Origin of the sequence: Pseudomonas cichorii (genome assembly GCF_019719005.1) — a bacterium.
Lineage (GTDB): Bacteria > Pseudomonadota > Gammaproteobacteria > Pseudomonadales > Pseudomonadaceae > Aquipseudomonas > Aquipseudomonas cichorii_E.
Genome location: NZ_JAIGPJ010000004.1, coordinates 139,520 through 164,623, shown reverse-complemented (window position 1 = coordinate 164,623; position 25,104 = coordinate 139,520). Strand labels below are relative to the sequence as shown.

Below are 25,104 nucleotides of genomic sequence, written 5' to 3'. Positions count from 1 at the left end.
GCCATCAAAGCCTTACCATTTCCCTTGAGGGCAAGTGATGAACAGTTTTGTGCGCAACCTTGCAATCGCGGTGCTCGTTGCCTTGTCAGGTATCGGTATTGCCCAGGCGCAGGATCAGCCGGGCCGAAACGGGGCCACCAGCAATCCCTACAACAGCCCGATCCATCGCTCCAATCCCAATAGTCGCCAGGGCACCCAGCCCGGTACGCCGCAGGTGCAGCCCAACATCGTCCCTGCACCTCGCCAGCCTACACTGGAAAACGGCGGGATCCGCAATGGCTATCCAACCCGGCAGCCACCGCCCAGCCCGACCATCCAGAACAATCAGAATACGACTCCCAAACGCCCATAACCCATCCCCGCAGTAGCCGGGACCTCTACTCAATGCATAAGGAATCGCCCATGTTTAGAAAAACCCTGATCGCGGCAATGTGTGCCACGGCGATGTCGAGCTTACCGTTGACTGCCAGCGCGGCCGACGAGGCCGTGAAGCAATACAAGAGCGAACTGGGCACTGTCAGTGTCAGCGAAGTGGCAGCCGGGCTGGATCATCCTTGGGCGCTAGCGTTCCTGCCGGACAAGAAAGGCATTCTGGTGACCGAGCGTTCAGGCAACCTGCGCGTCGTTTCGCCGGACGGCAAACTCTCCGGCCCGATCTCGGGTGTTCCGCAAGTCTGGGCCAAAGGGCAGGGCGGCTTGCTGGACGTGGTGCTGTCCCCTGATTTCGCCAAGGACCGTATGGTCTACCTGACCTACTCCGAAGGCAGTGGCAAGACGGCTGCCGAAGGCGAAACCGCAGGCACTGCTGCCGGCCGTGGTCGTCTGTCGGCTGACCTGACCAGACTGGAAGACTTCACCGTGATTTTCCGCCAGCAGCCAAAACTGTCGGTGGGTAACCACTTCGGCTCGCGGATGGTCTTTGACCGCGACGGCTACCTGTTTATCGCCCTGGGCGAAAACAACAACCGCGCAACGTCCCAGGACCTGGACAAGCTGCAGGGCAAGGTCGTGCGCATCTACCCCGATGGCAATGTCCCCAAAGACAACCCCTTCGTCGGGCAGAATAACGTGCGTCCGGAAATCTGGTCTTACGGCCATCGCAACCAGCAGGGCGCGGCCCTCAACCCCTGGAGCGGAACCGTATGGACCAACGAGCATGGTCCAAAGGGTGGCGATGAGCTGAATATCATCGAACGTGCCCAGAACTATGGCTGGCCATTGGCGACCCATGGCATCAACTATTCCGGTCAACCGATCCCGGAAGCCAAGGGCAAGTTTGTCGAGGGCACCAAAGTGCCGTTCCATGTGTGGGAAAAATCGCCGGGTATCAGCGGCATGGCGTTTTACAGCAATGGTCTTTTCAAAGCCTGGGACCACAACGTGTTTATCGGCGCACTGGCCACCGAAGAGTTGATCCGTTTGCAGTTTGAAGGCGACCGCATCGTTCATGAAGAACGCTTTCTGGGTGATATGAAACAGCGTATTCGCGATGTTCGCCAGGGGCCGGATGGTTACTTGTATCTGCTGACCGATGACGATAAAGGGAAGTTGCTTAAAGTCGGTTTGCAACAGTAAATAAAAACTCCCGCATGAGCGTGTCATGCGGGAGTTTTTTCAAGCCTGGGAAGCTTGGGTGCAACGCTTAGCGGTCTTGAGCGTCGCGCAGCACTTCGCCTGTCTTGGCGTCGACTTCAAAGTCCCACTCCACGCCCTTGGCGTCTTTCAGCTCGATCTGATACACGTAACGGCCGGCGTGTCTTTCAAGCTCGGTGTCGTGGATCTGGAAGCCTGGGTGTTTGGCCAGAGCCTGTTTGTTGAACTGTTCAAAGTCTCCGACCGCGCCGGACTTTTGCAGACGAATCACTTCGTCAGGACCAATATCAGCCTGTGCCATACCGGCAGCAGTGGTCAGGGCAAAAGCGGTAAAAAGAGCAGGCATAAGTTTCATGGTGTATTCCTTCTGATGGGACTGCTTAAATGGATGCTTGATCAGTTGGTTCGTTCAACTGTTTTGTTGAAGCCAGATTAATGCGCCTTACTTAATTCATCCTTAAATATGCGAAACGGCTTGTTTTTCCTGAAAACGGCCTGTGGGCAATTGCGCAGCGCGTGCAGGCAGAGGTTGTAAAAAAACAGCGGTGAACGTAAAAGGTTGCCCCCGGCCAGATGGTGCTCGCCTCTGCCCGGGTTCCCGTTACCCTGGAGTTCATCGATGAGTACGTCACGCCGACCTGCTGCACGTCTGGTTTCGTGTCTGTTGCCTTTTGGCATGGCTGTCACTTCACCACTGCTGGCTGCAGAAGCGGTGAATCTGGAGGCTGTGAAAGTGTCAGGTACTGCCGAAGCGTCCAGCCCGGATTACCAGGCCCGCGAGGCGTCGGTCGGCGGCTTTGGCGAGACGGCCCTGCTCGACAATCCTGCCTCGGTCTCGGTATTCACCGACGGCCTGATCAAGGACCGTCAGGCCAGATTGCTCAGCGAAATCCTGCGCAATGACGCTTCGGTGGGCGAGGGCTATGCCCCGGTGGGCTATTACGAGAACTTCGTGGTGCGTGGCTTTTCCCTGAATGCCGCCAATAGCTATCGCATCAACGGGCGCACCATTGCCGGCGAGCAGAACGTGGCGCTTGAAAACAAACAGCAGGTGGAACTGCTCAAAGGCCTGTCCGGTCTGCAAAGCGGTGCCGCCTCGCCGGGCGGCGTGATCAACTACCAGACCAAACGTGCACAGGATGTGCGCTCTGTGACCGTGTCCACCAATGAGCACGGCGGGCGCTATATCGCGACCGACGTTGGTGGCTGGTTCGGCAGCGAAAATCAGTTCGGTCTGCGCGCCAACCTTGCCCATGAAGACCTGCGCTCCTACGTCGACCATGCCGATGGCCAGCGTGATTTCGCTTCCCTGGCGTTCGACTGGAACATCAGTGACCGCGCCTTGCTGCAACTGGACGTCGAATACCAGACCAGAGAGCAGCGTTCGGTGCCGGGTTATCAATTGCTCGGCGGCACGGCCTTGCCTCATAACGCCTCGCCGCGCAGGCTGCTGGGTTATCAGAGCTGGTCGAACCCGGTGGGCATCGACTCGTTGAACATGAATGGTCGCTTCGAGTACCGGTTCAACGACGCCTGGAAGGGCAGCCTCAGTGCTTCACGCAGTCGCGTGGTGATCGACGACTACAGCGCCTTCGCCTGGGGCTGCTACGGCTCGGCCAGTTGCGCTGCCGAGGCGGTTCCCAATCACTTCAGCGCCGAAGGCGGCTACGACATCTACGACTTCCGCAGCCCGGACGACACCCGCCGCAACGATGAGGTCGAAGCGGCCATGACCGGCACCTTCGACACCGGCTCGCTCAAGCATGAGCTGACCTTCGGCACCAGCGCGTTTCGTCGTACCGTCGATACCCGTGGCACCTTCAACGAGATGGTCGGCTCGGGCAACATCGATTCAACCCCCGATGAGGTATCGCCTTCGAACTTGCCGCTGCCTGATAGCGAACGCCGGCTGGACAGCCGCCAGTACGGGCTGTTCGTGACGGACCGGATCAGCTTCAACGAACACTGGCAGACCGTTCTGGGCGGGCGTCAGGTGCGTCCCGATGAACACGCCTACGCCGAAGATGGCAGTGAACAGCGCCATACCCAGCGTTCGATCTTCCTGCCTCAGGCGGCACTGATCTACAAGCCGGTGGAAAACCTCTCCCTTTACACCAGCTACAGCAAAGGCCTGTCGCTGGGCGGTACGGCGGCCTGGTTCACCACCAATGCCAGCGAAATTCTTGCGCCCACCGTGTCGCGACAACTGGAAGCAGGGATCAAGTACGACTGGCAGCGCATGAGCTTCACGGCTGCGCTGTTCCAGGCGCGTCAGGCCTATCAGTACTCGAAACCCAACGATGATGGCACCTTCACCTACGTTCAGCAGGGCGAGCAGAAGAACACCGGCCTGGAGCTGGGCGCCAATGGCTGGGTGACCGAGCGCCTTCAACTATCGGCCAGTGCCGCGGCGATTCGTGCGCGGGTAGAAGGCAGCGGCACGGCGGCTTATGAAGACCATCAGGCGCTCAATGTCCCGAAATACCGCGCCAGCCTTCAGGCGGACTACAGCCTGCCGATCCGGGGCCTGGCGTTGCTGGGCGGCATGCAATACAGCGCCAGCAAATACGCCAACCGCGAAGGCACGGTGAAGGTCAACGACTACGCTCTGTTCAATATCGGCAGCCGCTACAGCACCCGGCTGGGCGACTACGACACCGTGTTCCGCCTGACCGTGGACAACCTGCTCGACAAGCGCTACTGGCGCGATGCCGGCGAATACCTGGGCGACGACTACCTGTTCATGGGCGCCCCGAGAACAGCAACCTTGTCGGCTTCGGTCAATTTTTAGCACCCGGAGGCAAACAGGTAGGAGCGAATTCATTCGCGAGGCATCATTGAAGGCGATAGATTTTCTTCGGATGTACCGGTCTCTCGCGAATGAATTCGCTCCTACTGGGCGTTCCACCACGCAAATCTTCGCGCCCTGCGCACGCAGGCGCTCTTTTCAGACATGTTTACGGGGGCTTCATGACAGCCATTGTTAAACCACGCCCTCAGCCATTCTCCAGGGCCGACTACAAGACCTTGAGCCTTGCAGCCCTGGGCGGCGCTCTTGAAATCTACGACTTCATCATCTTCGTATTCTTCGCCCTGACCCTCAGCCAGCTGTTCTTCCCGCCAGACATGCCCGAATGGCTGCGCCTGCTGCAAAGCTTCGGCATCTTCGTGACCGGCTATCTGGCACGTCCGCTGGGTGGCATCCTGATGGCGCATTTTGCCGACCGTCTGGGCCGCAAGCGGATGTTCAGCCTTAGCATCCTGATGATGGCGTTACCCTGCCTGCTGATCGGTATCATGCCCACCTACGACCAGATCGGTTACTGGGCGCCGCTGATCCTGCTGGCGCTGCGCATCCTGCAAGGTGCCGCCGTGGGCGGGGAAGTGCCGAGCGCCTGGGTGTTCGTCGCCGAACATGCGCCTGCGGGGCATCGCGGCTATGCCCTCGGGGTCCTGCAAGCCGGGCTGACGTTCGGGTATCTGCTGGGCGCGCTGACCGCCACCTGGCTGGCCCGGGTGTTCACACCTGCGGAAGTCCTGGATTACGCCTGGCGCATCCCGTTCCTGCTGGGTGGTGTATTTGGTGTGGTGGGTGTCTGGCTGCGTCGCTGGCTCAGCGAAACCCCGGTATTCGTTGCCATGCAGGCACAGCGCGAAAACAGGCAGGGCCTGCCGTTGGGCCAGGTATTGCGTGAACATCGCCAGTCGCTGCTGCCCGCGGCCTTGCTCACCTGTGTGCTGACCTCCGCCGTGGTGGTGCTGGTAGTCATTACCCCGACCGTCATGCAGAAAAGCTTTGGCATCAGCGCCAGCGACACCTTTGCCCTGAGCGCTATCGGCATTGTCTTTCTCAACATCGGTTGTGTGCTGGCCGGCATGCTGGTGGATCGCATCGGTGCCTGGCGGGGCGTGATCGTCTACAGCCTGTTGCTGCCGCTGGGCATCGGCGTGTTGTACGCCAGCCTTGTCCTGCAATGGCTGCCGCTGACGGTCGCCTATGCCATGGCCGGTCTGGCCAGCGGCATTGTCGGGGTCGTGCCGTCGGTCATGGTGGGGCTGTTCCCGCCCGGCATCCGGGTATCGGGCATCTCCTTCACCTACAACATCGCCTACGCACTCTGGGCCAGCACCACGCCGCTGATGCTGATCGCCCTGATGCCCTGGAGCCCGTGGGTCTGCGTCGCCTATGGCGTGGTCATGGGCTGTGTCGGCTTGCTCACCGCTGCGGTCTTCGGCCTGCACAAGGGCATGGCCGTGGATGACGGGCTGACCTGTCGCGGTTGAGCCTGCATTCAGTCGGCTGCTTGTAGCCTGATCCTTCCTTTCTCTGCCGGGAAGCTACGCTTGCTAATGCCTCCCGGCATTGCGCAACCCGTCTGCGGGAGCGGCGTGACAGGCGCGGGAGCAACTGGCGGGTTTCTACCTGAAGAGACCGGGCATTCCACCAGAAGCCCTACAGGCGGCGACCCATATTCCTGCAGCATGTGTCGGTTGTGCCAAGACCTTGAGCCTGCAACAGCCTGCACGTGCCGCATCTGACGAAACCGGGCCGACAACGGCCAGGAGCGTTTTCATGAGCACCTATGACGACAATGCCAGGGAGCAGATTCAGGCATCGCTGCAAAGATGGGCCATGGCTGTGCGCAACAAGGACCTGGACGCAATCACCGCTTATTACCACCCGCAAGTGGTCGCTTACGATGCGATCATCCAGTTGCAGTTCAAAGGCATCGAAGCCTATCGCGAGCACTGGCAATACTGCCTGGGCCTGTGCCAGGGCCCCATGCTGTTTGAGATGCAGGACCTAACCATTCATGCCGATGGCGATGTGGCCTTTGCCCACTGGCTGAATCATTGCGGCGCCGCCGATGAAAGCGGCGAGATGAAAGGCTCATGGATGAGGGCCAGCGCTGGCTACCTGCTGACTGCCGAAGGCTGGAAAGCCGTCCATGAGCACTTTTCCGCACCTTTCGACATGCAGAGCGGCAAGGCGCTGTTCGACCTCAAGCCCTGAATATTCAACCCGTCTGCACGCCCTTGGCAGACGGGTTGAATGGGTGTGACATACATTGTTGTGACGTGTGTTTGAATATGTGTCCATCAGTGGATCCAATTGTAACAACTGATTGTAATTCTCATTGGGCAAGTTTATCTTTCGCTTCCTGTATGCAATTCGTTAGTCATGCCGTTAACTCTATTTGCCCAGTAGTGAAATGCGGGGTGGAACGTCTTTTCTATGGGGGTTTTAAATGATTTAGCTGGGAGTGTTCTGGCAGTAGTGTAGGAATTTTCTTTGATGTTAAAGTTTTTGAGCGATTTCCTTTATTTGGGTTTTATTTATTTTCTGTACGGCGCGCGGTGTTAAAAATAGTTCCAGATAAATTTGCCAGTGTGCCGATTTGTTACTGATGCCACGGACGGCGCGCGTAAGACACTTCCTACAGTTTTTGTGTGGGCAGGCTAATCACAAGGAGAAACAACATGTGGGTGACAATCAGAGAACGGGAGGTGTTGGGGCTGCTATTGCAAGGCTGCACCAACAAGGAAATAGCGCAGCAGCTCTGTATCAGCGGCTATACCGTACGCGATCACGTTTCCTCGCTGCTCAGAAAAGGGCAGGTGAAGACCCGTACCGAGCTTATTGCACGTTACGTGGCCCGGCTGATGACAAGAAGAAACGCACAACCCCCTACATCTGTCGGGTTGTGCAACGAGGCAGACTGCACATAATTCGTTTTATACGGAATGTGGCGGGTTAGTGTGATCAGGCCGCTGGCTGCGTTCGGTTTATTCAATCAAAAATAAAGTGTCCGGCGGCCTTGAAGTCAGGGCATGACAGTTGGGGAGACTGTCGTGGCTTTACTTTGCCGGATGAAACTTGAGCGCGGAACCAGCAACTGAACTTCGGCGCTCCTTCACGTGTGCGCAAAGACGACCAACACCGGCTTTGAACACTTGGGCACAACGAAAGAGCAAACAATAAAAAGGAGTTACTCCATGACGGTCTGTTTTATTCAGAATGAGGACCAGCCCCACCCATCGATGCGGCTGGACCCTCATGCGTCAGGCATCACTGTCCTGATGGACTTTCAACACCTTGCGGCCAGGCAGTCAGCCCTGTCCATGGCGCAACTCAGTGAGCAGCAGGCCAACTTGCTGGGCCCCAGAGGACTGTTCGCCAGGTTTTCCCGGGAAGTGCCGCTGCTGGGAAGGCAGGCCACGGTCTTTGAAGACCTCTATGAGATCAATGACCGCCAGCACCAGTTGCTGGCAGAAAAGACCGTACGCTTCATCCTTGGGCGCTACCGTCGGCGACAGGTTGAGCAGAACCCTTTCACTGGCATGTCCCGGGAGTTTCTATGCTGTGTCGTCTATGACGAAGCGGCGCCCTATACCCAGGCCGAGCGCTATGCCGCAGGCGAGGCGCTGCGCCAGCGAGACAGCGAGTACTTCGCCAAGCTCATCGCCACCACCCGTGACACGGTCGAGCGGCGGATTGTCTTCCACGGTCTGCTGGAACATTTCGATGGCCTGCTGCCCGTCGAACAGAGCATCTACCCGATCAACTATCGGGCAGTCCAGCAACGTCATCTCGATCATGAAGAGGGCATTTACGGCAAGCTCAACCTGACTCAGCCACTGAGCGTGATTCTGGAAACCCGCACCCCCGAATGGCTGCTGGAAAACCTGTGCGTACTGGCTGGGAATTCTCACTGAGCGGCCAACGCCGGGGTGTCAGCTCTGTGCTGTCAGGCGCATCAGGTCCGGTGACTGATCCTGAATGCTGACCACCCGGTTACGGCCATTGGCCTTGGCCATGTAGAGCGCCTTGTCCGCCTCGTTCAGCCACATGGCGGCATCCGTGATATGCGGCTGGTAGGCCGCAATGCCGATGCTCAGGCTGATATTGAGGTCAGGAAGCAAGGTGTCGATGTTTTCCTTGACCACTCTGCGCAGGCGCTCAAGGATCTCGCTGGCCTGTCTGGCGCCGGTGGCAGGCAGGATGATGCAGAACTCATCGCCGCCATAACGGCCTGCCAGGTCGGTATCGCGCAGGTTTTCAGACAGTGCTTCGCTGATGTTCTTGAGCGCCGTGTCGCCCATGATGTGGCCATAGGTGTCATTGATGGACTTGAAATGATCGATGTCGATCAGCGCAATGGCGCAGGGCAGCTCTTGCTTGCGGCTCCTGATGAACTGGGCTTCGAGCAGGTCTTTCCAGGAACCGTGATTGATGAGGCCTGTCAGGCTGTCGGTGCGGCTGAGCTCGCTCAGGACATTGCGGTGTTCCCACAGCTTGAGTGCAAGCTGATGGCTCATCCAGCCAATGAAAATCGGGTAAATCAGCAGCACCGGCAGGCAGGCATAGATCTGCATCGTGGTGCTGTCGGTATTGATCACCGGTGACACCAGCACCAGCGCAAGCATCGCCCCCAGTAACTGCGCCACAAACCCCTGAAGCATCAGCCGCGGGCCACATGCTGAAATATTGTGCATGGCCATCATCGCCAGCACCGTGACGCTGGGCAGCAGACTGAACCCCATCGCCCCGACCCAGAAACCGCCCGCAAGGGAATCGGTGAGCAGGTTGCGCCATTCTGCCTTGTAGGGCTGAGGTGAGCGTTTTGCGAGTTGATACGCGATGTGCGGCCAGATCAAGGCATTGGCCAGTGCCAGCCACCATAACCACTGCGCAGCGTTCAATTGGTACAGCGACACGACCACAGTGAAGAAACCTATGCCCACGCCGAGGGTGCGTGGCGCATAAATTCTCTTGGCAAATGAAAGACCTTTGCCTTGTCGTGTGCTCATAGCGCTTACCGGACTGTTGTAAGACCCGGCCAGCAACCCTTGTGTTTGACCGAAGGGCAAGAGTTTCCCCCGATGGCGGCACCATGGGAAGAGCCTTTTGCCAGTAATCCTCAAATTTGGAGCGAAACGATATCTTGTTGTCGCCTTTTCGTGAATAAATTCACTCCTACTTGGCCATAAACGATTCCGTAGGAGCGAATTCATTCGCGAACCAGCAGGCTCAGCCCTTCGCCTGACGAGCCTGAAGCAGCGTCAACCAGGCCACCGCAATGGCAAGCACTGCAACCCCGGCTGCCACATGACCCACCGATTCAAGCCCGAGATGTTCGATGGTCGCGCCGCCAATGATCGAACCCAGCCCGATACCGGCATTGGCCGCCGACACATTCAAGGTGCCAGCCAGCGCCTGGGCCTGAGGGGCGGCCTTCATCACCCGAATCTGGCAGATAGGGAATAGCGCCGTGTGCGCGATGCCCCAAACCATCAGCACCACCGCCAGCAATGGCAATGAACCGGCCATCGGCACGCTGGCACTCATGCCCAGCGCCAGCAGCAAGGCAAACACCATGGTCGAGCCCAGCGGGCTGCGGTCTACATAACGTCCGCCCAGGCCATTACCGATCAAACCCACGGCACCAAAACCCATCAGCCACCAACCGACCTGAGCCGGCGCAACGTGGGCGATACGCTCAAGCGTGTCGGCCAGATAGGTGTAGGCCGCGAACATCGCCGTGAACAGCAGGATCGACAGCAGCAGGTTCATCATGAAATGCCGGTCGCGCAGGATTCTGGCCTGTTGGGCCAGGCCGACTTTCTCGGTAGGCGCCAGATGCGGCATCGACAGGGCCAGCAGCAAGGCCATCAACCCGGAAAGCACCGTCAGCGCCCAGAACGCACCGCGCCAGCCCACGGCATCGGCAAACACCGTACCCAACGGAATACCCAGCAGCATGGCGGCGGAAATCCCCAGATAAACCTGCGCCACGGCCTTGCCCGCATCTTTGGGGCCCGCCAGCAGACTGGCGGTTTCACTGGCCGTCCCCCAGAACACAGGCAACGCCAGCGCCGGGATGAAACGAGCGACGGCCAGCACCCAGATATTGCTCGACACCGCTGCCAGGGCATTGGAAGCGGCAAAGATCAGCAGAATCGCGATAAACGTGCGTTTGCGATCCAGGTGCGAAAGCATCGCCGTCAGCGGCGGGCCGAAGAGCATCACCGTGAAGGCAAACAGCGTGACCAGCAAGCCTGCCACCGAGATCGAAATACCCAGATCCCTCGCCAGAGCAGGCAACAGGCCGATAATCAGAAACTCGGTGGTGACAATCACAAAGCCCGCAAGCGCCAGAATGGCAATGGACACACCCGTGCCCGTGGAACGTTCGCCGCTGGCAGCGGCACTGGAAGCAGATTCTGAATACGACATGACACCCAACCGGAACTCAAGGAATGTGTCATTTTATTACGGAAAAGAGTTCTTATCTTTGGCGGTTTTTCGAGGCACTATTGAAATTACTTCCATAATTAGGGACTCAGCGTGTTCTCTCCTGATCGACTCAAGGGCATCACAACCTTTGTCGCTGTTGCCAATGCAGGCAGCTTTACCGCCGCTGCCGAGCGTCTGAACCTGACCAACTCTGCCGTCAGCAAAAGCGTGGCCCGACTGGAGAGCCGCCTGGGCATGCGCCTGTTCGAGCGTACCACCCGCACCCTGGCGCTGACGGAGGAGGGCGTTGCCTACCACGACGTCTGCCTGCGCATTCTTGCGGAGCTGGAAGAAGCAGAAACCGCATTGCTGGCGCAACGCTCCGAACCTGCCGGGCAATTACGCATCGACCTGCCAGCCACATTCGGGCGACTGAACGTGCTGCCCCTGATTCTGAAATTTGCCGAGCAGCACCCGAGGCTGCGTCCTCGCGTCACGTTCACGGATCGCTTTGTCGACCTGCTGGAAGAGGGCATCGACATGGCAGTACGCATTGGCGGGCCGAACGTCTGGCCAGCGGGCGTGGGGCATCGTTGTCTGGGCACCGAGCGAGTGATCTTCTGCGCCGCGCCGGCCTACCTCAAACGCCACGGCACCCCCCACAGCGCCGAAGAACTGGCCGGGCATGACTGCATCCAGTTCGGCAGAGGCGATGGCAGCACCAGCCCATGGCTGTTTGTCGATGCCCTGGGCCAACCCGAAACCCGCGCCATCGAAGGCCGCATCGTGGTGGGCAACGGCGAAGCACTGGTGGCCGCCGCGACCTCAGCCTGCGGCATCGCCCAACTGGCAACCTGGCTGATTGAAGAGCAACTGCAGCGCGGCGAACTGGTAGAAATCCTCCCGCACCTCAGCACCGAAGGCCTGCCCCTGCACCTCGCCTGGCCCCGCAGCCGAGAGGCATTGCCCAAAGTGCAGGCGTTGATCGAGCTGCTTGCGCAATCCCTGCGGGTGTAGGAAATAGCTGCAAGCGGCAAGTTACAAGCCGCAAGCTTTTGACTTACCGCTTAAAGCTTGCAGCTTGTAGCTTAAAACTCCTACTGCCCCACAACCGTCTTCACCATCTGCTCATGCTCCGCCGCATTCTTCGCATTGGAAATCACATTCAGAATCGCCGACCGGCTCCCGGAAGCCGCCACAACGGTTGTGCTCAACACCTTCGCGCCGCTCATGGTCGCTGAGGCATCAATCTGACGGACGCCCAGGCCGTTCTTCTTGACGATTGTCTTCTCGCCCAGTTCCTTGAAATCCTTGTAACCGGAGCGTTGCTGAGCCAGCGTTCCGGCCACCAGACCATCCAGCACCAGGCGGTCGTTATCGCTGGCCTGCATATCCATCGGGATCGGGGTTTCCGTAACGATCAACACCCGCTTCTGCGCCTGATGGGTGTAAAGCGCGCCACTGACGCCTTGCGCAATGGCCTTGGCATCGATTTCAGGCATCTCGCCCTTCACGTAACCGGCCGGCAGGGTGAACGCCAGTTTGCCGTCGAGCAACGAAGCTTTCTGGCTGGCAGCAGCCTGCTTCTCGGCAGCGGGCTTTGTCGCCGCCTGGGCACTCACAATGCCTTGGCAACTGGCCAATGCAACGCACAGCATCACGGCTTTAAGACTGAACGACTGCATGGAATGTCCTCGTTGATCACTGGCTGACAGTTTAAAAAGTTGTTTAAAAACATACACAAAGTTAAAGGTGGAGCGTGTTTATGATGTCCTGAATATACCCCGCATGCCCCGGCACTTTGGATAATCCTTACATCCCCAGAAGTCGCCCCCGGCATTACCACCGGTACGAGCCACTTTCATGATCATGATCTTTTTACAGTGCGGGCATTTGGGCGCTACAGGCTCTATGACCGGCTTGGGAGGCGCTGGTTTTTTAACCGATTCACGTACTGCAATAACCGGAGCAGCAGGTGTTTTTTCCACCGGCTCAACGGGTTGCTGCACATGAGGTTTTGCAGTCGCAGGTGATTCTGGCACGTCGCGGGGTTTGCGTCTGGCCAGCCACGAAATCAGGGGCTTGCCCAGCCAGCCGGGCAGCTTCGCAGCCCTATGGACAAGGGCTTCAAGGCGTGAAGAGGGTTTGCGTGACATGGCGTTGCCGGGGCGAGTCGCTTTGAAATGGGCGCTCATGGTGCAGAGAACAACGGGATGAAGCAAAGGATTTGTGGCCTCTCAAGCGTGCGGACAGCCAGCGCGGCCAGACACTGACGCAGGATGTGTGCAAACAAACGGGACAGGCCAGTAGTGACTCTTTCGCACGCCAAAGCTTCTACGTGTTCACGCTTGCAAAGCCATATAAATCCATGGATGCAGCAAGCGATTGAAAAAGCTGCAAAACACTAATTAACGATCCCCTCGAGAGGGTCGATATATATGCCAATGCAATTCCGGTTGTCACTTTGAAAGACTGTGCTAAACCTTCAAGGTACCCGGTATTTGATGAAGATTTTATCAGGGAGAGGTCTTCTAGATGCGTGTAAACATGCCTGTCACCCAGAACGAGAGAACCTTTCCCGCTTCTGAGCGTTTGATTTCCACCACCGACCTCAATAGCCACATCACGTACTGCAACGATGCTTTCGTCGCACTCAGCGGCTTCACACGTGAAGAGCTCATCGGCCAGCCACACAACCTGGTCCGCCACCCGGACATGCCGCCTTCGGTCTTCGCCCACATGTGGGAAACCATCAAACAGGGCAAACCCTGGATGGGCGTGGTCAAGAACCGCTCCAAGCAAGGCGACTTCTACTGGGTCAGCGCCTACGTGACCGCCGTTTATGAAAACGGCCGCATTGTCGGCTATGAATCGGTGCGTTCGCTCCCGACCCGCGATCAGGTACGCCGTGCCGAAGCACTCTATGCGCGGTTGCGTGCAGGCAAGTCTGCGGTTTCCAAAGTGAGCAGCGCCCGGTATCACCTGCTGCGGCAACTGCCGATGGTTCTCTGCGCACTTGCCCTGATGGTGGGCGTGTACCTGCTGGACGACAATGCATCCTTCGTCATGATCCTGGTGGTATTGGTCGCCTTGGGTGGCTACCTGGAAGCCCGCCAGCGAAGCAGCATCCAGAAAACCCTCGACGACCACCCCAAAGCGTTTACCAGCGCCCTGGTTGCCCTGACCTACAGCGACAACCGCGGGCCTCAGGCGCAACTCGACCTGGCTTTGCTCAGCGAAGAAGCGCGCCTGCAAACCGCCTTGACCCGCCTGGTGGACACCGGCGAAAACGTCAGAAAACACGCTGGCCAATCGGCGCAACTGTCGCACCAACAAGCCCGCTCCCTCGATCAGCAGCGCAGTGAAACCGACCAGTCGGCCACCGCGATCAACCAGATGGCGGCGACCATTCAGGAAGTCACCCACAACGTCCAGAGCACCGCCCATGCCGCCGAAGAGGCCGACAAACTGGCCCAGCAAGGCCGCAACCTGGCCGATGACAGCCTGCTGGCGATTCGTCACATGGCCAACTCGGTGACCGAAATCGGCACCGCCGTCGGAGAACTGGCCAGCGCCACCCAATCCATCGGCAGCGTCGTCGACGTGATCACCGCCATTGCCCAGCAAACCAACCTGCTGGCCCTCAACGCCGCCATCGAAGCCGCCCGTGCGGGTGAGCAAGGTCGCGGTTTTGCCGTGGTCGCCGATGAAGTCCGCTCGCTAGCCTCACGCACCCAGTCCTCGACCGAACAGATCCAGCAGATCATCACCTCCCTGCGCGACGGTGCCGACCGGGCCGTACAAACTGCCAGCAAAGGCGAACAGATCTCCCAGGAAAGCGTCGCCAGCGTCGAAGCCGTGCAAAAGGCCCTCGACGGCATCAGCCAGGCCGTCACCCGCATTACCGGCATGAGCCAGCAAATGGCCTCCGCCTCGGAAGAACAGACCCACGTAGCGGAAAACATCAGCCAGCAAATCACCCGCATCGCCCAACTCTGCGACCAGAGCGCCGGTCAGGCCCAACAAGGCTCACAGATCAGCAAAGAGCTGGAAGAAATGGCTGAGTACCTGCACAGCCTTGCGGAGCGGTTTAACCGATAACCTTTATCGCGAATGAATTCGCCTACATCGCGTAGGAGCGAATTCATTCGCGAAAACAATCGAACAGGCAATAAATCACTTTGTGGGAGGCAGCTTGCTGGCGACTTCAGCGTACAGAAGAACCATGCAGGAGCGCGCTTGCCCGCCACATCAACACCCCAGCCGTCACTGATTAAACGGATACCAGACTATTTACAGGTAATGCCGATCAGTCAGGGCATACCTGTCATTTGTGGGAGGGGCCTTGGCCGCGACGACCTGCTTGAAGGGCGCACTTCAACCGGCATCACCTCATGACGTTCCCGAAAAAAACCTCGCCGCCCCCTGAAACCAAGACCCACCCGACCGCCCCGCAGGCTCTTCAAACCCCTGACCAGGCCACGGCAACACCTGCGGCACATCCCGCAACCTGATCCACGGCTCGTTCTGCCAATGCAACATACTCAACGACATCCCCGGCCATTGCAGCAGACTCAGACTCGGCATGCTCTCCACCGGCGGCTCCTGCGCATCCCGCAACGCCGCGACTACCTCATTGGTAATCCAGTGCCGCAAACTGCGATGCTCGGGGTGATAGTGATGAACCAGCAACGCATACAGCCCCGACTCACTGATCATCAACGCCTCCTCAGTCCGCCCATGAGTCTCCAGCCAGAGCGTGCGGCGTTGGTCGGCGTCAAGCTTGCTAGTGGTGCGCTCGTTGAGCGGCCAGGCAATGAGCTTGCTCAGGTCACGGGCAGAGAACCAGGCTTGGGTTTCAAGGAGGAGGACACGGAGTTGGCGGTTGTAGCGGAGGAAGGTGGTGGGGGTTAACGGCTCGGGTAACGGCTGCCTTCGGGATTCTTGCGTGTTCTGCATATTCATCATTTTTCATACCTTGTGTGATTCAGCTTTCTTAGGGCAAGGCGCCGGGAGTTAAGAAACCCCACACAGAGGGCCGGACGTATTCCCCTTTCGGGTCTTGTATTAGTCCACTCCCGACATCACACATTTTTTCAGACGCACAGCCGCCGGCCGCAGGTACAAAAAACCGCATATCTCGGGAGCGGTCCAGCCGCTGTGTGGTTAGCGTTTCTTAGGCGCGGCGATAGGGTAGGAGGGGATGGAAGATGCATCAAGGCTCAATGTTGTAGGACGTTTCTGGAAATGCAGATGCTGGTTGCTAAGGTAGCTCGGTGATCGCCTCCTGATGTCAATTTCAGCAGTATTGCTTCAAAAGAAATCGGAGACGATCAGGTATGGGCTTTTGGCTAGGTATCAGTCACAGGCAATCAGCGGGTTGAACCATTTTTTCATTTATTTCATCGATAGATTTAACTTTATCGAAAAGAAGTCGAAAAACGACTTGGGCAATTTTAGAAGCCAAAAGTGGGGGGACTGCGTTTCCTACTTGGTGGAATTGTGCAGTCCGGCTACCTTGAAAAAAATAGTTGTCTGGGAAAGTTTGGATTCTTGCGGCCTCTCGAACGGAGAGGCTGCGACATTGAGTCGGATCATAGTGAATAAAATAATGTCCATCTTTTGAAATGTGACTTGTTATCGTTGTTGCAGGTGCGTTTTCTAGTTGTACACGGAACCGATCACTGAAATCACCGCTTTTCCAGTTTTTGTGGTTTGGGGCCAACCCATCAATATTGAAGCCTTTATGGCCCTTTGGTGACGCGTTGTGAATTTTTGCATAGATTGCTGCATATAAATACCTACGCAAATCCAACGGCATATGTCCACGCGTTTCGTGATTTAGCCAGCAGAGAAGATTTTTATCTTGATACCAATTATCTAATAGCTCGCTACCCGTGGAGCCATCACTATTACTGTTTCTTTTTACTCTCACCCCACCAAATCCAAGTGGGACAGAAAGGCTATTTTGGATTTGCCCAAACAATTTCCACATTTCTATATTAGTAAGGTCAATCTTGTTACGCAAAAACCTTGCCTGCTCCCGCACAATAGTGGCCCAATTTTCTTGGCTATCAGGCATTTTTGTCAGGCCGCTACGAAGCCTAGGGAGATTTTTTATGACTTGGCCGACAGATACGCTTAGATGGTCGGGGGAAAGTACAACCTGTTTTGTTTCTGTAGGAATAGAGTCCTCAGAAATTCCAAGCAGAATCACTCTATGCCTAGCTTGTGGAATTCCATACTTCTCAGCTTTTATGATAAATGATCGTGGATCAATCTGATCCACATCATCTCCTGGCGCAAAGTGAGCTCCAGTCACAAGCGAGTAGATATGATAGCGCTTACCAGTGTCTCCCTCATGTAAGGCTTGATGTGGGTTTGAAAGATCTTTCAGGATATTGGAAAAAATTCGTTCATTATTAATTTTAGAAGAAAGGATACCTTTCACATTTTCCATGACAAAAATTGTAGGCTGACGCTCTCGGATGATCCGCAAGTATTCTTTGTAAAGAAAATGGCGATGATCCTCTTCTGCCTTGTAATTCGCATTCCCTTGGTTGCGTGAGCGACCAGCCAGTGAATATGCTTGACATGGAGGTCCGCCAATAAGAACCCAAGGGCGTTTTTCATCTAATTTACGATCGATAGCATTGTCAAGAGTGCGATTACCATCTTCGCTTCCCAATGTTATACATTGCGCTTCTTTTGCTGCCTCTTTCCAAAGTTCTTCTGTCTCTTTAGATGGAGAAAAAGATTCTAAAGCTGAATCATTGTTACAAAAATCGTAATATTCAGACAAATGGCTTGATTTGTATTTTTTCAGTAGACGATAAAAAGCACGTAACCGGAGGGTTTTCCAAGCCTCCACGTCTTTTTCGGCTGAAACGACTATCTCGAATCGTTGGCCATCGCCAAATGAAGTGAATCCTTCTCCGAGTCCTCCCGGCCCAGCGAAGAGGTCCACCACTTGTATGGGGAGGTTCAGTTCACCTGTAGGATCAACAGGTCTATCCTCTTGTAGGAATGTCATCTGGTCTTGGGTCATGGACATAGTCAGTCAGGAAGTCAGGTCTCGCATGATGGCGGGCATCCGCAGCAGTAATACTTCGCCAGAAATGAAGGTCCGGCGTCTGCTGCATCGTCACGGCTTCAGATACCGCCTTCACAGAAAAGATCTTCCTGGAAGGCCTGATCTGGTGCTTTCACGCTATCGGGTTTGCATCTTTGTTCATGGCTGCTTTTGGCACAGGCATCCTGGTTGTAGATATGCCACAAGCCCTAAGACTCGCGAAGAGTTCTGGCGATTGAAATTTGACCAGAACGTGATGCGCGATACCAGGAACAGAAACGAGCTGCTACTGAAGGGGTGGCGTGTTTTTGAGCTTTGGGAATGCGGAATCCGTGGGCCAGAGGCAGATATGAACTGGATTTTTGAAGCTGTGCTTGATTGTAATCAAAAATTTCTCTCATGGCCCGCCTTTCCTGTTGTAGCCAAAATTTGATGAGGCGCGCCTTTCGCAAACCCGATTGAGCTTTGGACCGTAAGGTGCGTGAGCCTGTTGAGAAAAAAGAGCTAAAAAAAGGGATTGAAATTAGAAAAATTTTTGAGCCCAGAGATTCTATCTTGGTTCGCCAGGCAATTTTATTGTGCTTTTGGGTTGAAGCCTCATCGTAAAAAATCTTCGTCCAGTTCGCGCCCTCGGTCTGTCTATGCGAACCCTCTACCTCCGCTGTCGCTGTGAGGTTTCTAAAATCAAGCGCTGAGGTTTTTATAAAAACTGATATTAATCAATATCTTGGTTAAATTATTTGATCCGAAATACAAATCCCCAAGCAACCGCTATGAACTGTACGTTCAGCCATCTTCACATCTGACACGCATAGAGCGTGCCCCTGATCAGGCAGAAAAATGATTGCGTAGTGATGGCTAAGGCTTGACTGATCTTAAACATTTCGTAAATATGTAGGAAATGTTGTTGAATCTTGTAGGTTGGAATCGTGAATTATGAGTGATAAAAGAGATAAATTTGTCCGCCTTGCTGAGCAGAGAGTGAACAGAGCGCTAAATGACATTCGATTAATCGGGAACCTTTCTAATCGCAATGCCTATAGCTTTGCTGATGATGATGTGAAAAAGATGTTCAAGGCATTGCAGAAAGAATTGGACCAAGCCAAATCGCGCTTCACCGATTCAGAGGGCGCATCCTCAGGCGATTTCAAGCTTTAGAAGCATTCAACAGATTTTCTTCGGGGAGGAAGCAGTATGGCCGGACAACCAAAGTGGAGTTTTTTACCTTTACCCACAGGGGCTAAAGCACGAGATCCTATGCAAGATGAGTTTTTTCAAGACCAATCCATTGACGGCATTGATCACGCTCTTGTTCGGGAAACCATACAAAACTCTTTGGATGCTCGTGCCAATGGGGCGCCTGCCAAAGTGATTTTTTCTTTGGGCAAGCTTTCTGTGGAGCGAACGAGGTATTGGTTCCCAGAGGATGTCCAAGCTCATTTCTCTGCGAAGGAAATTCGGTTTGCCAGCTTGCCAAATTGGGAGACGGAGAACTGTGCTTATTTGACTATTGAGGACTTCGGTACCAAGGGACTTGAAGGGAAGATCGACTCGTTTGATCCTGTAGAGGGAGGAAATTTTTACCATTTCTTTCGGGCTGAAGGTGTTTCAAACAAAAAAGAGGGGGACCGAGGTAGTTGGGGGGTAGGTAAGATAGTGATTCCGCGCTCCAGTAGAGTGCGATCGTTTTTTGCAATTACACGTCGAGCCTCTGGACCGGGTATGCACTTAATGGGGCAGACAATCCTCCGGCATCACGAGGTTGATGGCGTTCGATATACACCGGATGGCTGGTTCAGCCGTGATCAGGAAGGTTTACAAGTTCCTTATACGGATGATGAAACCACTTCTCGGCTGATTGATGACTTCTGCCTAGTCCGCTTGGATGAGCCAGGTTTGGGTTTAGTAATACCTTGGATCTATGAAAAATATTTGACGTTTGAGCGGCTTAGGTCTGTGATTGCTAGGGAGTACTTCATTCCTATCTTGGGAGGGCAGTTAGTCATAGAGCTTAGAGATCATGAAACCGGTGCTTGCCAAAGGCTTGACGCTGGTAGCTTTGCTGATTTAAAGCTTCTAGCATCTGAAGGTGATCAATTTCAAGACACTGTTCAACTTGCAGGAAATCTTTTACGTCTAGATAAAATAGAACCTCTAGTTATTGATGTCGTCAAAGAGTTAAATGAAAGCGAAGTTTGCTATGATTGGGCCAGCTATAAAACAGTATTACCACCTCAAGATATTGAATCAGCTCTTGAGCAAGGCCGGATTTTGCACTTTCGAGTGCCTATAGTGATTAAGCCTGCTCTAGGAGTAGCTGATACTGGAGTCTTTGATGTATTGGTTAAAAGAAAATCTGGTCGTCACTATCCTGTATATGTACGTGATGGTCTGATTATCCCTAATCAACCTACTCGAAAACGTACTCCTGATTGTGTTGTATTGATCCATTCTTCTAATAGTGTAGTTTCTGATGCTTTGCGGCGCTCAGAATGTCCTGCTCATACTGATTGGAAATATACTAGGGATAAATTTCAAGAGCAAAAATATAGTCTGAGCAATAAATTAATTCCTTTTGTTCGTGATAGTGCTTTGAAATTGCTAGAAAAGCTTTTTGTCCAAGAGGGAAAGTCTGACTATAACCTTTTGGCGGCTCTACTTCCACTTCCGTTTGATGGCGGCTCTCTTCAAGATTTGCAAGGGACAGGCCACGGTTTACGTAGAAAGGAAAAAGAGATTTTATCTCAAACGGATAAAGTAGGCTTTTTAAATATTCCTACGCCAGCTCCGCGCTGTTGGACACTTCGACAGTCTAAGGGTGAGATTCGACTTGCGGGAAATCCTGACGGTTTCGTTACTGATAAAGGCTATATTCTTACTCTCTCGGCAGCTTACGATCTTCATGGTAGAAATCCATTTAAAGCTCACTCAAAATTTGATTTTGACCTTTTGGCAGCAGCTAAAAATGGAGTTGATGAAAAAAGTGATTTTCAAGTGGCTATAAATAAGTATGCCACAATAAAGTCTGGTGGGTACGGGACTCTGATAGTGCATGTGACTGACCCAAGCTTTGAAATGATTTTTTGTCCCGCTGACCTGAATCGTGATTTGATTATGAAGGTAAGCTCTGTTGCAGTTGAGCAGATTTCGGGAGATGATGAGGAGATAGATATATGAGTCGTCGCTTCAATTTCACCGGTCGGGATAAAATCCTTAGAGAGCACCTTCAGATTTTTGTGGTGGCTAGTGAGAGTCAACTAACATGTCGCGTATTTCTCAATCTTACAAGTTATAAAATTCCTGCAGATGCCCAAGTCATGATTGAGGCTGCTCGCGGTCGTGTATTACGTGTCAGGCACAGTTGGGGCTTGGCCGGCAAGGCATTAACTGCTGATGGCGCGTTCTCTGAGTTTGATATTTCTTCTCTAGGTGATCAAGAGGGACTGTCGTTTCGGGTACTTGTTGTTGAGCCAGAAACTCGTCGTTTATTGGCTAGCGCTGAGAGCGTAAGTGCCAATGATGATATGGGGGACCAAACTCCTCAGCGTTCCCTCCTTCCTATTGTAATGCGCGATCTTCAGGGCGGAGTTTGGGAGTTGGAGGATATGGAGGAAAATCCTACCCTTGTTCTTGATATCAATCTCGGAACTAAACAGGAAATAAAATCCAGTCCGGTTCTATCGGCTCTTCTTCCGGGTGTAATTAGAGCTATTTTAGTCTCTTTGGTTTATGAGCACCAAGATACAGGTGGGGATGATGATGGAGACTCTGAGTGTAGTTCTGATAGGTGGTTGTCTTTAGGCGTGAAATGGGCAGGTTGTCCACTTCCTGACAATCTAGATCATCGCGATATAGATAATTGGGCACAAAAGGCTGTCACTGGGTTTTGTCGAGAAAAAAAATTACGTCATCAACTTGCTAGCTGTATTACTCAAGAGGGTTAAACATGGAAATGTTACAGATGCGATCTTTCAAGCCCGAGGGAATTGACCAAGCAAGAGTTTGGTTAGGTGAAGCTAGGAAAGCGTTCAACGGGAAAGTAACACCTGGCCTTCTAGACAGTTCTACCTTCACCCTGCCAGCAGGTAGTTTGATTCCCGCAGAGATCTTTGGTCCAGATGCGTTCAAGACAAAGCTCTCTCTTGCAGAGGCTCTGGATAAGGCCATAAAGGCCTCTGGCTTAGACGAAAAAGCCTTGGAGAATGACCAAGGATTTTGGAGCTGGATGGCAATCCAGTTTGCTGATAGGTTTGTTACGGCTAAAGGGAGTTTCGGTGAAGATGCTCTATGGGTTTATGAGTATGGTAATTGGAGAAAAGTATATAGGCATAAAATGGCTCCTTTGTGGTTGGTTTACCGCTCTCACCGAGAGAACCCCCAGTGTCTCCAAGCAGTACTTTCAATTCCTGTCAATAAAACAGGTGAAGTGTTTGAGCAGATGATGTCTAGAAAGTGGATTGTTCTCAGTCCAGGTATTATGACTCTTGTGACTAAGCTTTATTTTGAGGAGCAAAAAGGGATATTGAAAAAAGGTAGTGGAGGTAAAGGAGAAGGTGCTGCTCGGCGACTTTCTACGGTTCTTGATCAGTTAAGGCTTACTTACGATATTGAGGATTTGAGTTGGGATGCTCTTGCTGAAATGTTACCAAATGATTTCAAGAGGTTTGTTTGATTGTCTAGTGGTTTGTATTTTCTGTATGGTTTTTTAGATTTATAAAAACCAAGTTCAATGTCCTTGAATTTGGTTTTTGGTGCGGTTTCAGAAGATTTACTTCCTATATTCGGCTGCTTGTAGGAGGGGGGTTAAAAAATCGATTATGTAGCGCTTTTGTTCATCTAGTGTTTTTAACTTTTTCGACCAGCCTAAGTGTTTTGAGATGAAGTCTGATTTTGAAGAGTCTGAAAAATACGCAGTTTTGGCTTTGGCCAGCGAGTATAAATTAATGAGCTGAGTTCTAATCGGTTGTGTAAGCTCTCCGAAGCCTATGGGACTACTCGAATAGATCAAGGCTTTATTAGGGCTGATGGCTATAACGAAAAGTGGTTTGCTTAAATAGTGTCCCCAGCGTGAAGTCGGATAATCCGTACAAATCAAATCTCCCATATTGCATTCATGCTCTTGCATTTCAGAAGCTAGCAGGCCGTCCGAGAATGCTTGTTGGAAAAGTGGCTGGATCTCATTTTGTGCTAATAGTCCGAATATATACCCGCCTAGTGATTTCGTTTTCTTGAAATAGTCAATCACATCATCAATAGCTTTGTGAGTCCCAGCTTTAGTAGCCTTCATTTGGGAGCGTAGCTTCTCCAAATCATCTTTGATATTCATCGTTTCTAGAATTTCTGGATGCCTAGCTTCAAGACATGTCAGGTAATTAGCAAGCTTTTGTCTATCAGATTTATCCCATAATGCTATTCTCTCCGCTCGTGCTTTTTCGAGAATTTTATATCCAGACTCGTCAATTAGGGGGGTCACAATAGTTGACTCAATCTCGAATCCACCGTCTGGAAAATCTATGCGATAGAGGTCGTCAACTGAGGCTGTATGTTTGATCGCCACCTCTTTAACTTCAAAGACTCCGGTTGAAGGAATTTCTCTGTATCGAATGATTCTCCCCTCGGAAGACTGCCAAGCTTTCAAAAAGTGCTGCGGGACAAAATGATGATTTCTTGGTGGTTGTTTTTTCATTTGTAGGGTCGTGTTGTGAAAATGGTTCTGGTTAAAATTGAGTTAATGGTTGTTAAATGATTGTATTAATAGGTTTTCAGTTTTTTTGATATTCAATGTTGATCCAGTTATCATAAGTGTTTCCGAATGATTTGAAAAGTTCCGAGATTTTTTCCTGAGCATAGATTATATCAGTCGGTGGGTGTTTGATGAATCTATAGCCACCGATCAATCGTATTATGAATAAGTGTAGTGTGTCTGATATTAATCGATTTAAATGCACTGAATGAGCAGATATTTTTCTCTCAACGCTTCGAGCGTCGCGATCCATCGGAATGGATACTCCTTGATAGTCTGCGTGCTGAATATGACTTGCTACGGAGTAGCTATGCGCTAAACCTATTAGGTTTTTAAGAATTGGGTCACTGTTTTTTTGGAATTCACGTATCATTCCTGTAAAACCCCAGCGCCCATCTAAGGCGCGCTGATTTTTGTAGTCAAATTTTGATTTTATTTCTTCTCTTTCTGTCTCGGTGAATAACCTGTCAGTAAGAGGCTTCCAGTGTTGGTCGTTTGGGTTATCTAAAACCTCCAATAAGTCTTTGATCTTTCTCTCATCTTTCAATAGACCTGCCCAAAATTGCTCATTGCTATATTCTGTGTGCCGACTTTTAAAATTTTCATGGTTTTGAACTATATAACAAAACTTTATGGAGGCTTCACATACAGACCTCAAGGTCAGTTCAGCATCCCAAAGTTGTCCATAAGATGCCAGTAGAAGTGTGCTTTCCGAAGAGCGTGCGGATGCTGTTAATAACATTCCTAATGTTTGTTGCTCTTCTTTTGTCCAGTGCTCATACTTTGCTACCGGTGTCATTAGGGGTAATAGGTCCCTTAGTAAGAATAAGGCTTTTTCTGATAGGAGTCTTTGTTCGGTAATTAGTTCGTCGCTGTACATGTGATTGCCCTTGGTTTGCTTATTGAAAGCGCTGAAGTGTATGGCTATTTTGTTGGGTGTGACTTTTATAGTTTTCAGGAAAATAATTTGATTTCGGTGTCTCGTAAGTTTTTAAAATTCGCACATGGGGTTTTATCATTAATGAGCTCGCTCATCAACTGATTTGAGTTTTTTGGCGGGGACGCTAAACGCCAATTTAGTTGGGTAAGATAGTTGTCCGCCATTGCCACGCTTATATCCTACTCCAGTGCATAAAAGATAGGTTGTTCGGTAAAACCCTAAGATATGGGCTATTTTGCCCTGCACGCTTCAATATCATCCTGCTCTTTCAATCTCGTATTGATCCCCAACCGATACCAACAGTAATCAATAATCAGCTCTCTCTCCTCATCACTAAGTCGCTCAACCCTCCTAACCTCCCCATCATTCGCATGAATATTGTAAAACTTCACCTGAAACGTTGGATGCTTCTTGATAAACACAACGGTTTCAATATCCCCATCCTCAAGTACTTCGTAATACCCGACATACAGCACAGCCAGCACCGCCAGGGTTGCTGTGACCATCAGTTTTTTCAT

The 25,104-nt window shown here is 52.9% G+C and carries 23 protein-coding genes and 1 pseudogene; 15 read left to right on the top strand and 9 right to left on the bottom strand.

Features of this window, described 5'->3' with window-relative positions:
* The first annotated feature begins 37 nt into the window (after positions 1-37).
* Together K5D32_RS05755 and K5D32_RS05750 are read left to right on the top strand one after the other, a co-directional pair.
* Positions 38-352 (top strand): hypothetical protein, encoded by a 315-nt coding sequence (locus K5D32_RS05755; RefSeq protein ID WP_221599450.1) that lies wholly within the window; start codon positions 38-40, stop codon positions 350-352.
* Positions 353-402: 50 nt separating this feature from the next.
* On the top strand, positions 403-1,575 hold the full coding sequence (locus K5D32_RS05750) for a PQQ-dependent sugar dehydrogenase (RefSeq protein ID WP_221576023.1): 1,173 nt from the start codon (positions 403-405) through the stop codon (positions 1,573-1,575).
* 67 nt (positions 1,576-1,642) lie between these two features.
* Here the strand turns inward: K5D32_RS05750 and K5D32_RS05745 are convergent, their stop codons facing one another.
* Positions 1,643-1,948 carry a PepSY domain-containing protein gene (locus tag K5D32_RS05745; RefSeq protein ID WP_025261403.1) on the bottom strand — a complete coding sequence of 102 codons (306 nt, stop codon included), beginning with the start codon at positions 1,946-1,948 and terminating at the stop codon, positions 1,643-1,645.
* Positions 1,949-2,212: 264 nt separating this feature from the next.
* Between K5D32_RS05745 and K5D32_RS05740 the strand changes: the two genes are divergently transcribed.
* The 5 genes from K5D32_RS05740 (at position 2,213) to K5D32_RS05720 (ending at position 8,310) form a co-directional block, all read left to right on the top strand.
* Positions 2,213-4,384, top strand: a complete 2,172-nt coding sequence (locus K5D32_RS05740) for a TonB-dependent siderophore receptor (protein WP_221599449.1) — start codon at positions 2,213-2,215, stop codon at positions 4,382-4,384.
* A gap of 179 nt (positions 4,385-4,563) precedes the next feature.
* The gene (locus K5D32_RS05735) at positions 4,564-5,877 is read left to right on the top strand and encodes an MFS transporter (protein ID WP_221576021.1); all 1,314 of its coding nucleotides are present in this window, start codon (positions 4,564-4,566) and stop codon (positions 5,875-5,877) included.
* Between the two features lie 289 nt (positions 5,878-6,166).
* Complete coding sequence (locus K5D32_RS05730; protein ID WP_221576020.1) at positions 6,167-6,607, top strand: nuclear transport factor 2 family protein; 441 nt, start codon at positions 6,167-6,169, stop codon at positions 6,605-6,607.
* 467 nt (positions 6,608-7,074) lie between these two features.
* A complete protein-coding gene (locus K5D32_RS05725) occupies positions 7,075-7,323 on the top strand; it encodes a LuxR C-terminal-related transcriptional regulator (RefSeq protein WP_200992682.1) in 249 nt (82 codons plus the stop codon).
* Positions 7,324-7,590: 267 nt separating this feature from the next.
* Positions 7,591-8,310, top strand: a complete 720-nt coding sequence (locus tag K5D32_RS05720) for a hypothetical protein (protein WP_198727398.1) — start codon at positions 7,591-7,593, stop codon at positions 8,308-8,310.
* An 18-nt stretch (positions 8,311-8,328) separates the two neighbouring features.
* Here the strand turns inward: K5D32_RS05720 and K5D32_RS05715 are convergent, their stop codons facing one another.
* Together K5D32_RS05715 and K5D32_RS05710 are read right to left on the bottom strand one after the other, a co-directional pair.
* Positions 8,329-9,405, bottom strand: coding sequence for a diguanylate cyclase (locus K5D32_RS05715; protein WP_221592628.1), 1,077 nt, complete (start codon positions 9,403-9,405; stop codon positions 8,329-8,331).
* A gap of 220 nt (positions 9,406-9,625) precedes the next feature.
* A complete protein-coding gene (locus K5D32_RS05710; RefSeq protein ID WP_221599448.1) occupies positions 9,626-10,831 on the bottom strand; it encodes an MFS transporter in 1,206 nt (401 codons plus the stop codon).
* A 111-nt stretch (positions 10,832-10,942) separates the two neighbouring features.
* Here K5D32_RS05710 and K5D32_RS05705 point away from each other — a divergent pair, with 111 nt between their 5' ends.
* The gene (locus K5D32_RS05705) at positions 10,943-11,848 is read left to right on the top strand and encodes a LysR family transcriptional regulator (protein ID WP_221599447.1); all 906 of its coding nucleotides are present in this window, start codon (positions 10,943-10,945) and stop codon (positions 11,846-11,848) included.
* 80 nt (positions 11,849-11,928) lie between these two features.
* Here K5D32_RS05705 and K5D32_RS05700 read toward each other — a convergent pair whose 3' ends face one another.
* Positions 11,929-12,516, bottom strand: a complete 588-nt coding sequence (locus K5D32_RS05700) for a polyribonucleotide nucleotidyltransferase (RefSeq protein WP_221599446.1) — start codon at positions 12,514-12,516, stop codon at positions 11,929-11,931.
* 850 nt (positions 12,517-13,366) lie between these two features.
* On the opposite strand from K5D32_RS05700, the pseudogene K5D32_RS26225 reads away from it, so the two are divergent.
* Together K5D32_RS26225 and K5D32_RS05695 are read left to right on the top strand one after the other, a co-directional pair.
* A pseudogene (locus tag K5D32_RS26225) lies at positions 13,367-13,648 on the top strand (PAS domain-containing protein); the annotation flags it as partial.
* Between the two features lie 249 nt (positions 13,649-13,897).
* Positions 13,898-14,932, top strand: coding sequence for a methyl-accepting chemotaxis protein (locus K5D32_RS05695; RefSeq protein WP_374107943.1), 1,035 nt, complete (start codon positions 13,898-13,900; stop codon positions 14,930-14,932).
* 291 nt (positions 14,933-15,223) lie between these two features.
* On the opposite strand, the gene K5D32_RS05690 is transcribed toward K5D32_RS05695, so the two are convergent.
* A complete protein-coding gene (locus K5D32_RS05690; RefSeq protein WP_260407241.1) occupies positions 15,224-15,799 on the bottom strand; it encodes a Bro-N domain-containing protein in 576 nt (191 codons plus the stop codon).
* A gap of 394 nt (positions 15,800-16,193) precedes the next feature.
* Positions 16,194-17,879 carry a DNA cytosine methyltransferase gene (locus tag K5D32_RS05685; RefSeq protein WP_260407240.1) on the bottom strand — a complete coding sequence of 562 codons (1,686 nt, stop codon included), beginning with the start codon at positions 17,877-17,879 and terminating at the stop codon, positions 16,194-16,196.
* Here K5D32_RS05685 and K5D32_RS05680 point away from each other — a divergent pair.
* The 5 genes from K5D32_RS05680 to K5D32_RS05660 all read left to right on the top strand — a co-directional run bounded on the left by K5D32_RS05680 (position 17,878) and on the right by K5D32_RS05660 (position 22,575).
* Positions 17,878-18,336: a very short patch repair endonuclease gene (locus K5D32_RS05680; RefSeq protein ID WP_221560634.1), complete on the top strand. Its 459-nt coding sequence runs from the start codon at positions 17,878-17,880 to the stop codon at positions 18,334-18,336. The two genes, K5D32_RS05685 and K5D32_RS05680, sit on opposite strands and share 2 nt — an antisense overlap.
* Before the next feature lie 503 nt (positions 18,337-18,839).
* Positions 18,840-19,061, top strand: coding sequence for a hypothetical protein (locus K5D32_RS05675; protein ID WP_221560635.1), 222 nt, complete (start codon positions 18,840-18,842; stop codon positions 19,059-19,061).
* 36 nt (positions 19,062-19,097) lie between these two features.
* Positions 19,098-21,080 carry a hypothetical protein gene (locus K5D32_RS05670; protein ID WP_221560636.1) on the top strand — a complete coding sequence of 661 codons (1,983 nt, stop codon included), beginning with the start codon at positions 19,098-19,100 and terminating at the stop codon, positions 21,078-21,080.
* Positions 21,077-21,847, top strand: a complete 771-nt coding sequence (locus K5D32_RS05665; RefSeq protein ID WP_221560637.1) for a hypothetical protein — start codon at positions 21,077-21,079, stop codon at positions 21,845-21,847. Before K5D32_RS05670 ends, K5D32_RS05665 begins: the two co-directional genes overlap by 4 nt.
* A gap of 2 nt (positions 21,848-21,849) precedes the next feature.
* Positions 21,850-22,575: a hypothetical protein gene (locus K5D32_RS05660; RefSeq protein WP_221560638.1), complete on the top strand. Its 726-nt coding sequence runs from the start codon at positions 21,850-21,852 to the stop codon at positions 22,573-22,575.
* A 96-nt stretch (positions 22,576-22,671) separates the two neighbouring features.
* Here the strand turns inward: K5D32_RS05660 and K5D32_RS05655 are convergent, their stop codons facing one another.
* The 3 genes from K5D32_RS05655 to K5D32_RS05645 all read right to left on the bottom strand — a co-directional run bounded on the left by K5D32_RS05655 (position 22,672) and on the right by K5D32_RS05645 (position 25,104).
* Positions 22,672-23,589, bottom strand: a complete 918-nt coding sequence (locus K5D32_RS05655) for a DUF4238 domain-containing protein (RefSeq protein WP_221560639.1) — start codon at positions 23,587-23,589, stop codon at positions 22,672-22,674.
* Positions 23,590-23,665: 76 nt separating this feature from the next.
* Positions 23,666-24,526: a DUF5677 domain-containing protein gene (locus K5D32_RS05650; RefSeq protein ID WP_221560640.1), complete on the bottom strand. Its 861-nt coding sequence runs from the start codon at positions 24,524-24,526 to the stop codon at positions 23,666-23,668.
* Positions 24,527-24,816: 290 nt separating this feature from the next.
* Positions 24,817-25,104, bottom strand: a complete 288-nt coding sequence (locus tag K5D32_RS05645) for a hypothetical protein (protein WP_221560764.1) — start codon at positions 25,102-25,104, stop codon at positions 24,817-24,819.

Excerpts from the sequence above, each read along its gene's own strand:
- K5D32_RS05755 (WP_221599450.1), top strand. The coding sequence starts at position 38 with ATGAACAGTTTTGTGCGCAACCTTGCAATCGCGGTGCTCGTTGCCTTG.
- K5D32_RS05750 (WP_221576023.1), top strand. The coding sequence starts at position 403 with ATGTTTAGAAAAACCCTGATCGCGGCAATGTGTGCCACGGCGATGTCG.
- K5D32_RS05745 (WP_025261403.1), bottom strand. The coding sequence starts at position 1,948 with ATGAAACTTATGCCTGCTCTTTTTACCGCTTTTGCCCTGACCACTGCT.
- K5D32_RS05740 (WP_221599449.1), top strand. The coding sequence starts at position 2,213 with ATGAGTACGTCACGCCGACCTGCTGCACGTCTGGTTTCGTGTCTGTTG.
- K5D32_RS05735 (WP_221576021.1), top strand. The coding sequence starts at position 4,564 with ATGACAGCCATTGTTAAACCACGCCCTCAGCCATTCTCCAGGGCCGAC.
- K5D32_RS05730 (WP_221576020.1), top strand. The coding sequence starts at position 6,167 with ATGAGCACCTATGACGACAATGCCAGGGAGCAGATTCAGGCATCGCTG.
- K5D32_RS05725 (WP_200992682.1), top strand. The coding sequence starts at position 7,075 with ATGTGGGTGACAATCAGAGAACGGGAGGTGTTGGGGCTGCTATTGCAA.
- K5D32_RS05720 (WP_198727398.1), top strand. The coding sequence starts at position 7,591 with ATGACGGTCTGTTTTATTCAGAATGAGGACCAGCCCCACCCATCGATG.
- K5D32_RS05715 (WP_221592628.1), bottom strand. The coding sequence starts at position 9,405 with ATGAGCACACGACAAGGCAAAGGTCTTTCATTTGCCAAGAGAATTTAT.
- K5D32_RS05710 (WP_221599448.1), bottom strand. The coding sequence starts at position 10,831 with ATGTCGTATTCAGAATCTGCTTCCAGTGCCGCTGCCAGCGGCGAACGT.
- K5D32_RS05700 (WP_221599446.1), bottom strand. The coding sequence starts at position 12,516 with ATGCAGTCGTTCAGTCTTAAAGCCGTGATGCTGTGCGTTGCATTGGCC.
- K5D32_RS05695 (WP_374107943.1), top strand. The coding sequence starts at position 13,898 with ATGATCCTGGTGGTATTGGTCGCCTTGGGTGGCTACCTGGAAGCCCGC.
- K5D32_RS05690 (WP_260407241.1), bottom strand. The coding sequence starts at position 15,799 with ATGATGAATATGCAGAACACGCAAGAATCCCGAAGGCAGCCGTTACCC.
- K5D32_RS05680 (WP_221560634.1), top strand. The coding sequence starts at position 17,878 with ATGGACATAGTCAGTCAGGAAGTCAGGTCTCGCATGATGGCGGGCATC.
- K5D32_RS05685 (WP_260407240.1), bottom strand. The coding sequence starts at position 17,879 with ATGACCCAAGACCAGATGACATTCCTACAAGAGGATAGACCTGTTGAT.
- K5D32_RS05675 (WP_221560635.1), top strand. The coding sequence starts at position 18,840 with ATGAGTGATAAAAGAGATAAATTTGTCCGCCTTGCTGAGCAGAGAGTG.
- K5D32_RS05670 (WP_221560636.1), top strand. The coding sequence starts at position 19,098 with ATGGCCGGACAACCAAAGTGGAGTTTTTTACCTTTACCCACAGGGGCT.
- K5D32_RS05665 (WP_221560637.1), top strand. The coding sequence starts at position 21,077 with ATGAGTCGTCGCTTCAATTTCACCGGTCGGGATAAAATCCTTAGAGAG.
- K5D32_RS05660 (WP_221560638.1), top strand. The coding sequence starts at position 21,850 with ATGGAAATGTTACAGATGCGATCTTTCAAGCCCGAGGGAATTGACCAA.
- K5D32_RS05655 (WP_221560639.1), bottom strand. The coding sequence starts at position 23,589 with ATGAAAAAACAACCACCAAGAAATCATCATTTTGTCCCGCAGCACTTT.
- K5D32_RS05650 (WP_221560640.1), bottom strand. The coding sequence starts at position 24,526 with ATGTACAGCGACGAACTAATTACCGAACAAAGACTCCTATCAGAAAAA.
- K5D32_RS05645 (WP_221560764.1), bottom strand. The coding sequence starts at position 25,104 with ATGAAAAAACTGATGGTCACAGCAACCCTGGCGGTGCTGGCTGTGCTG.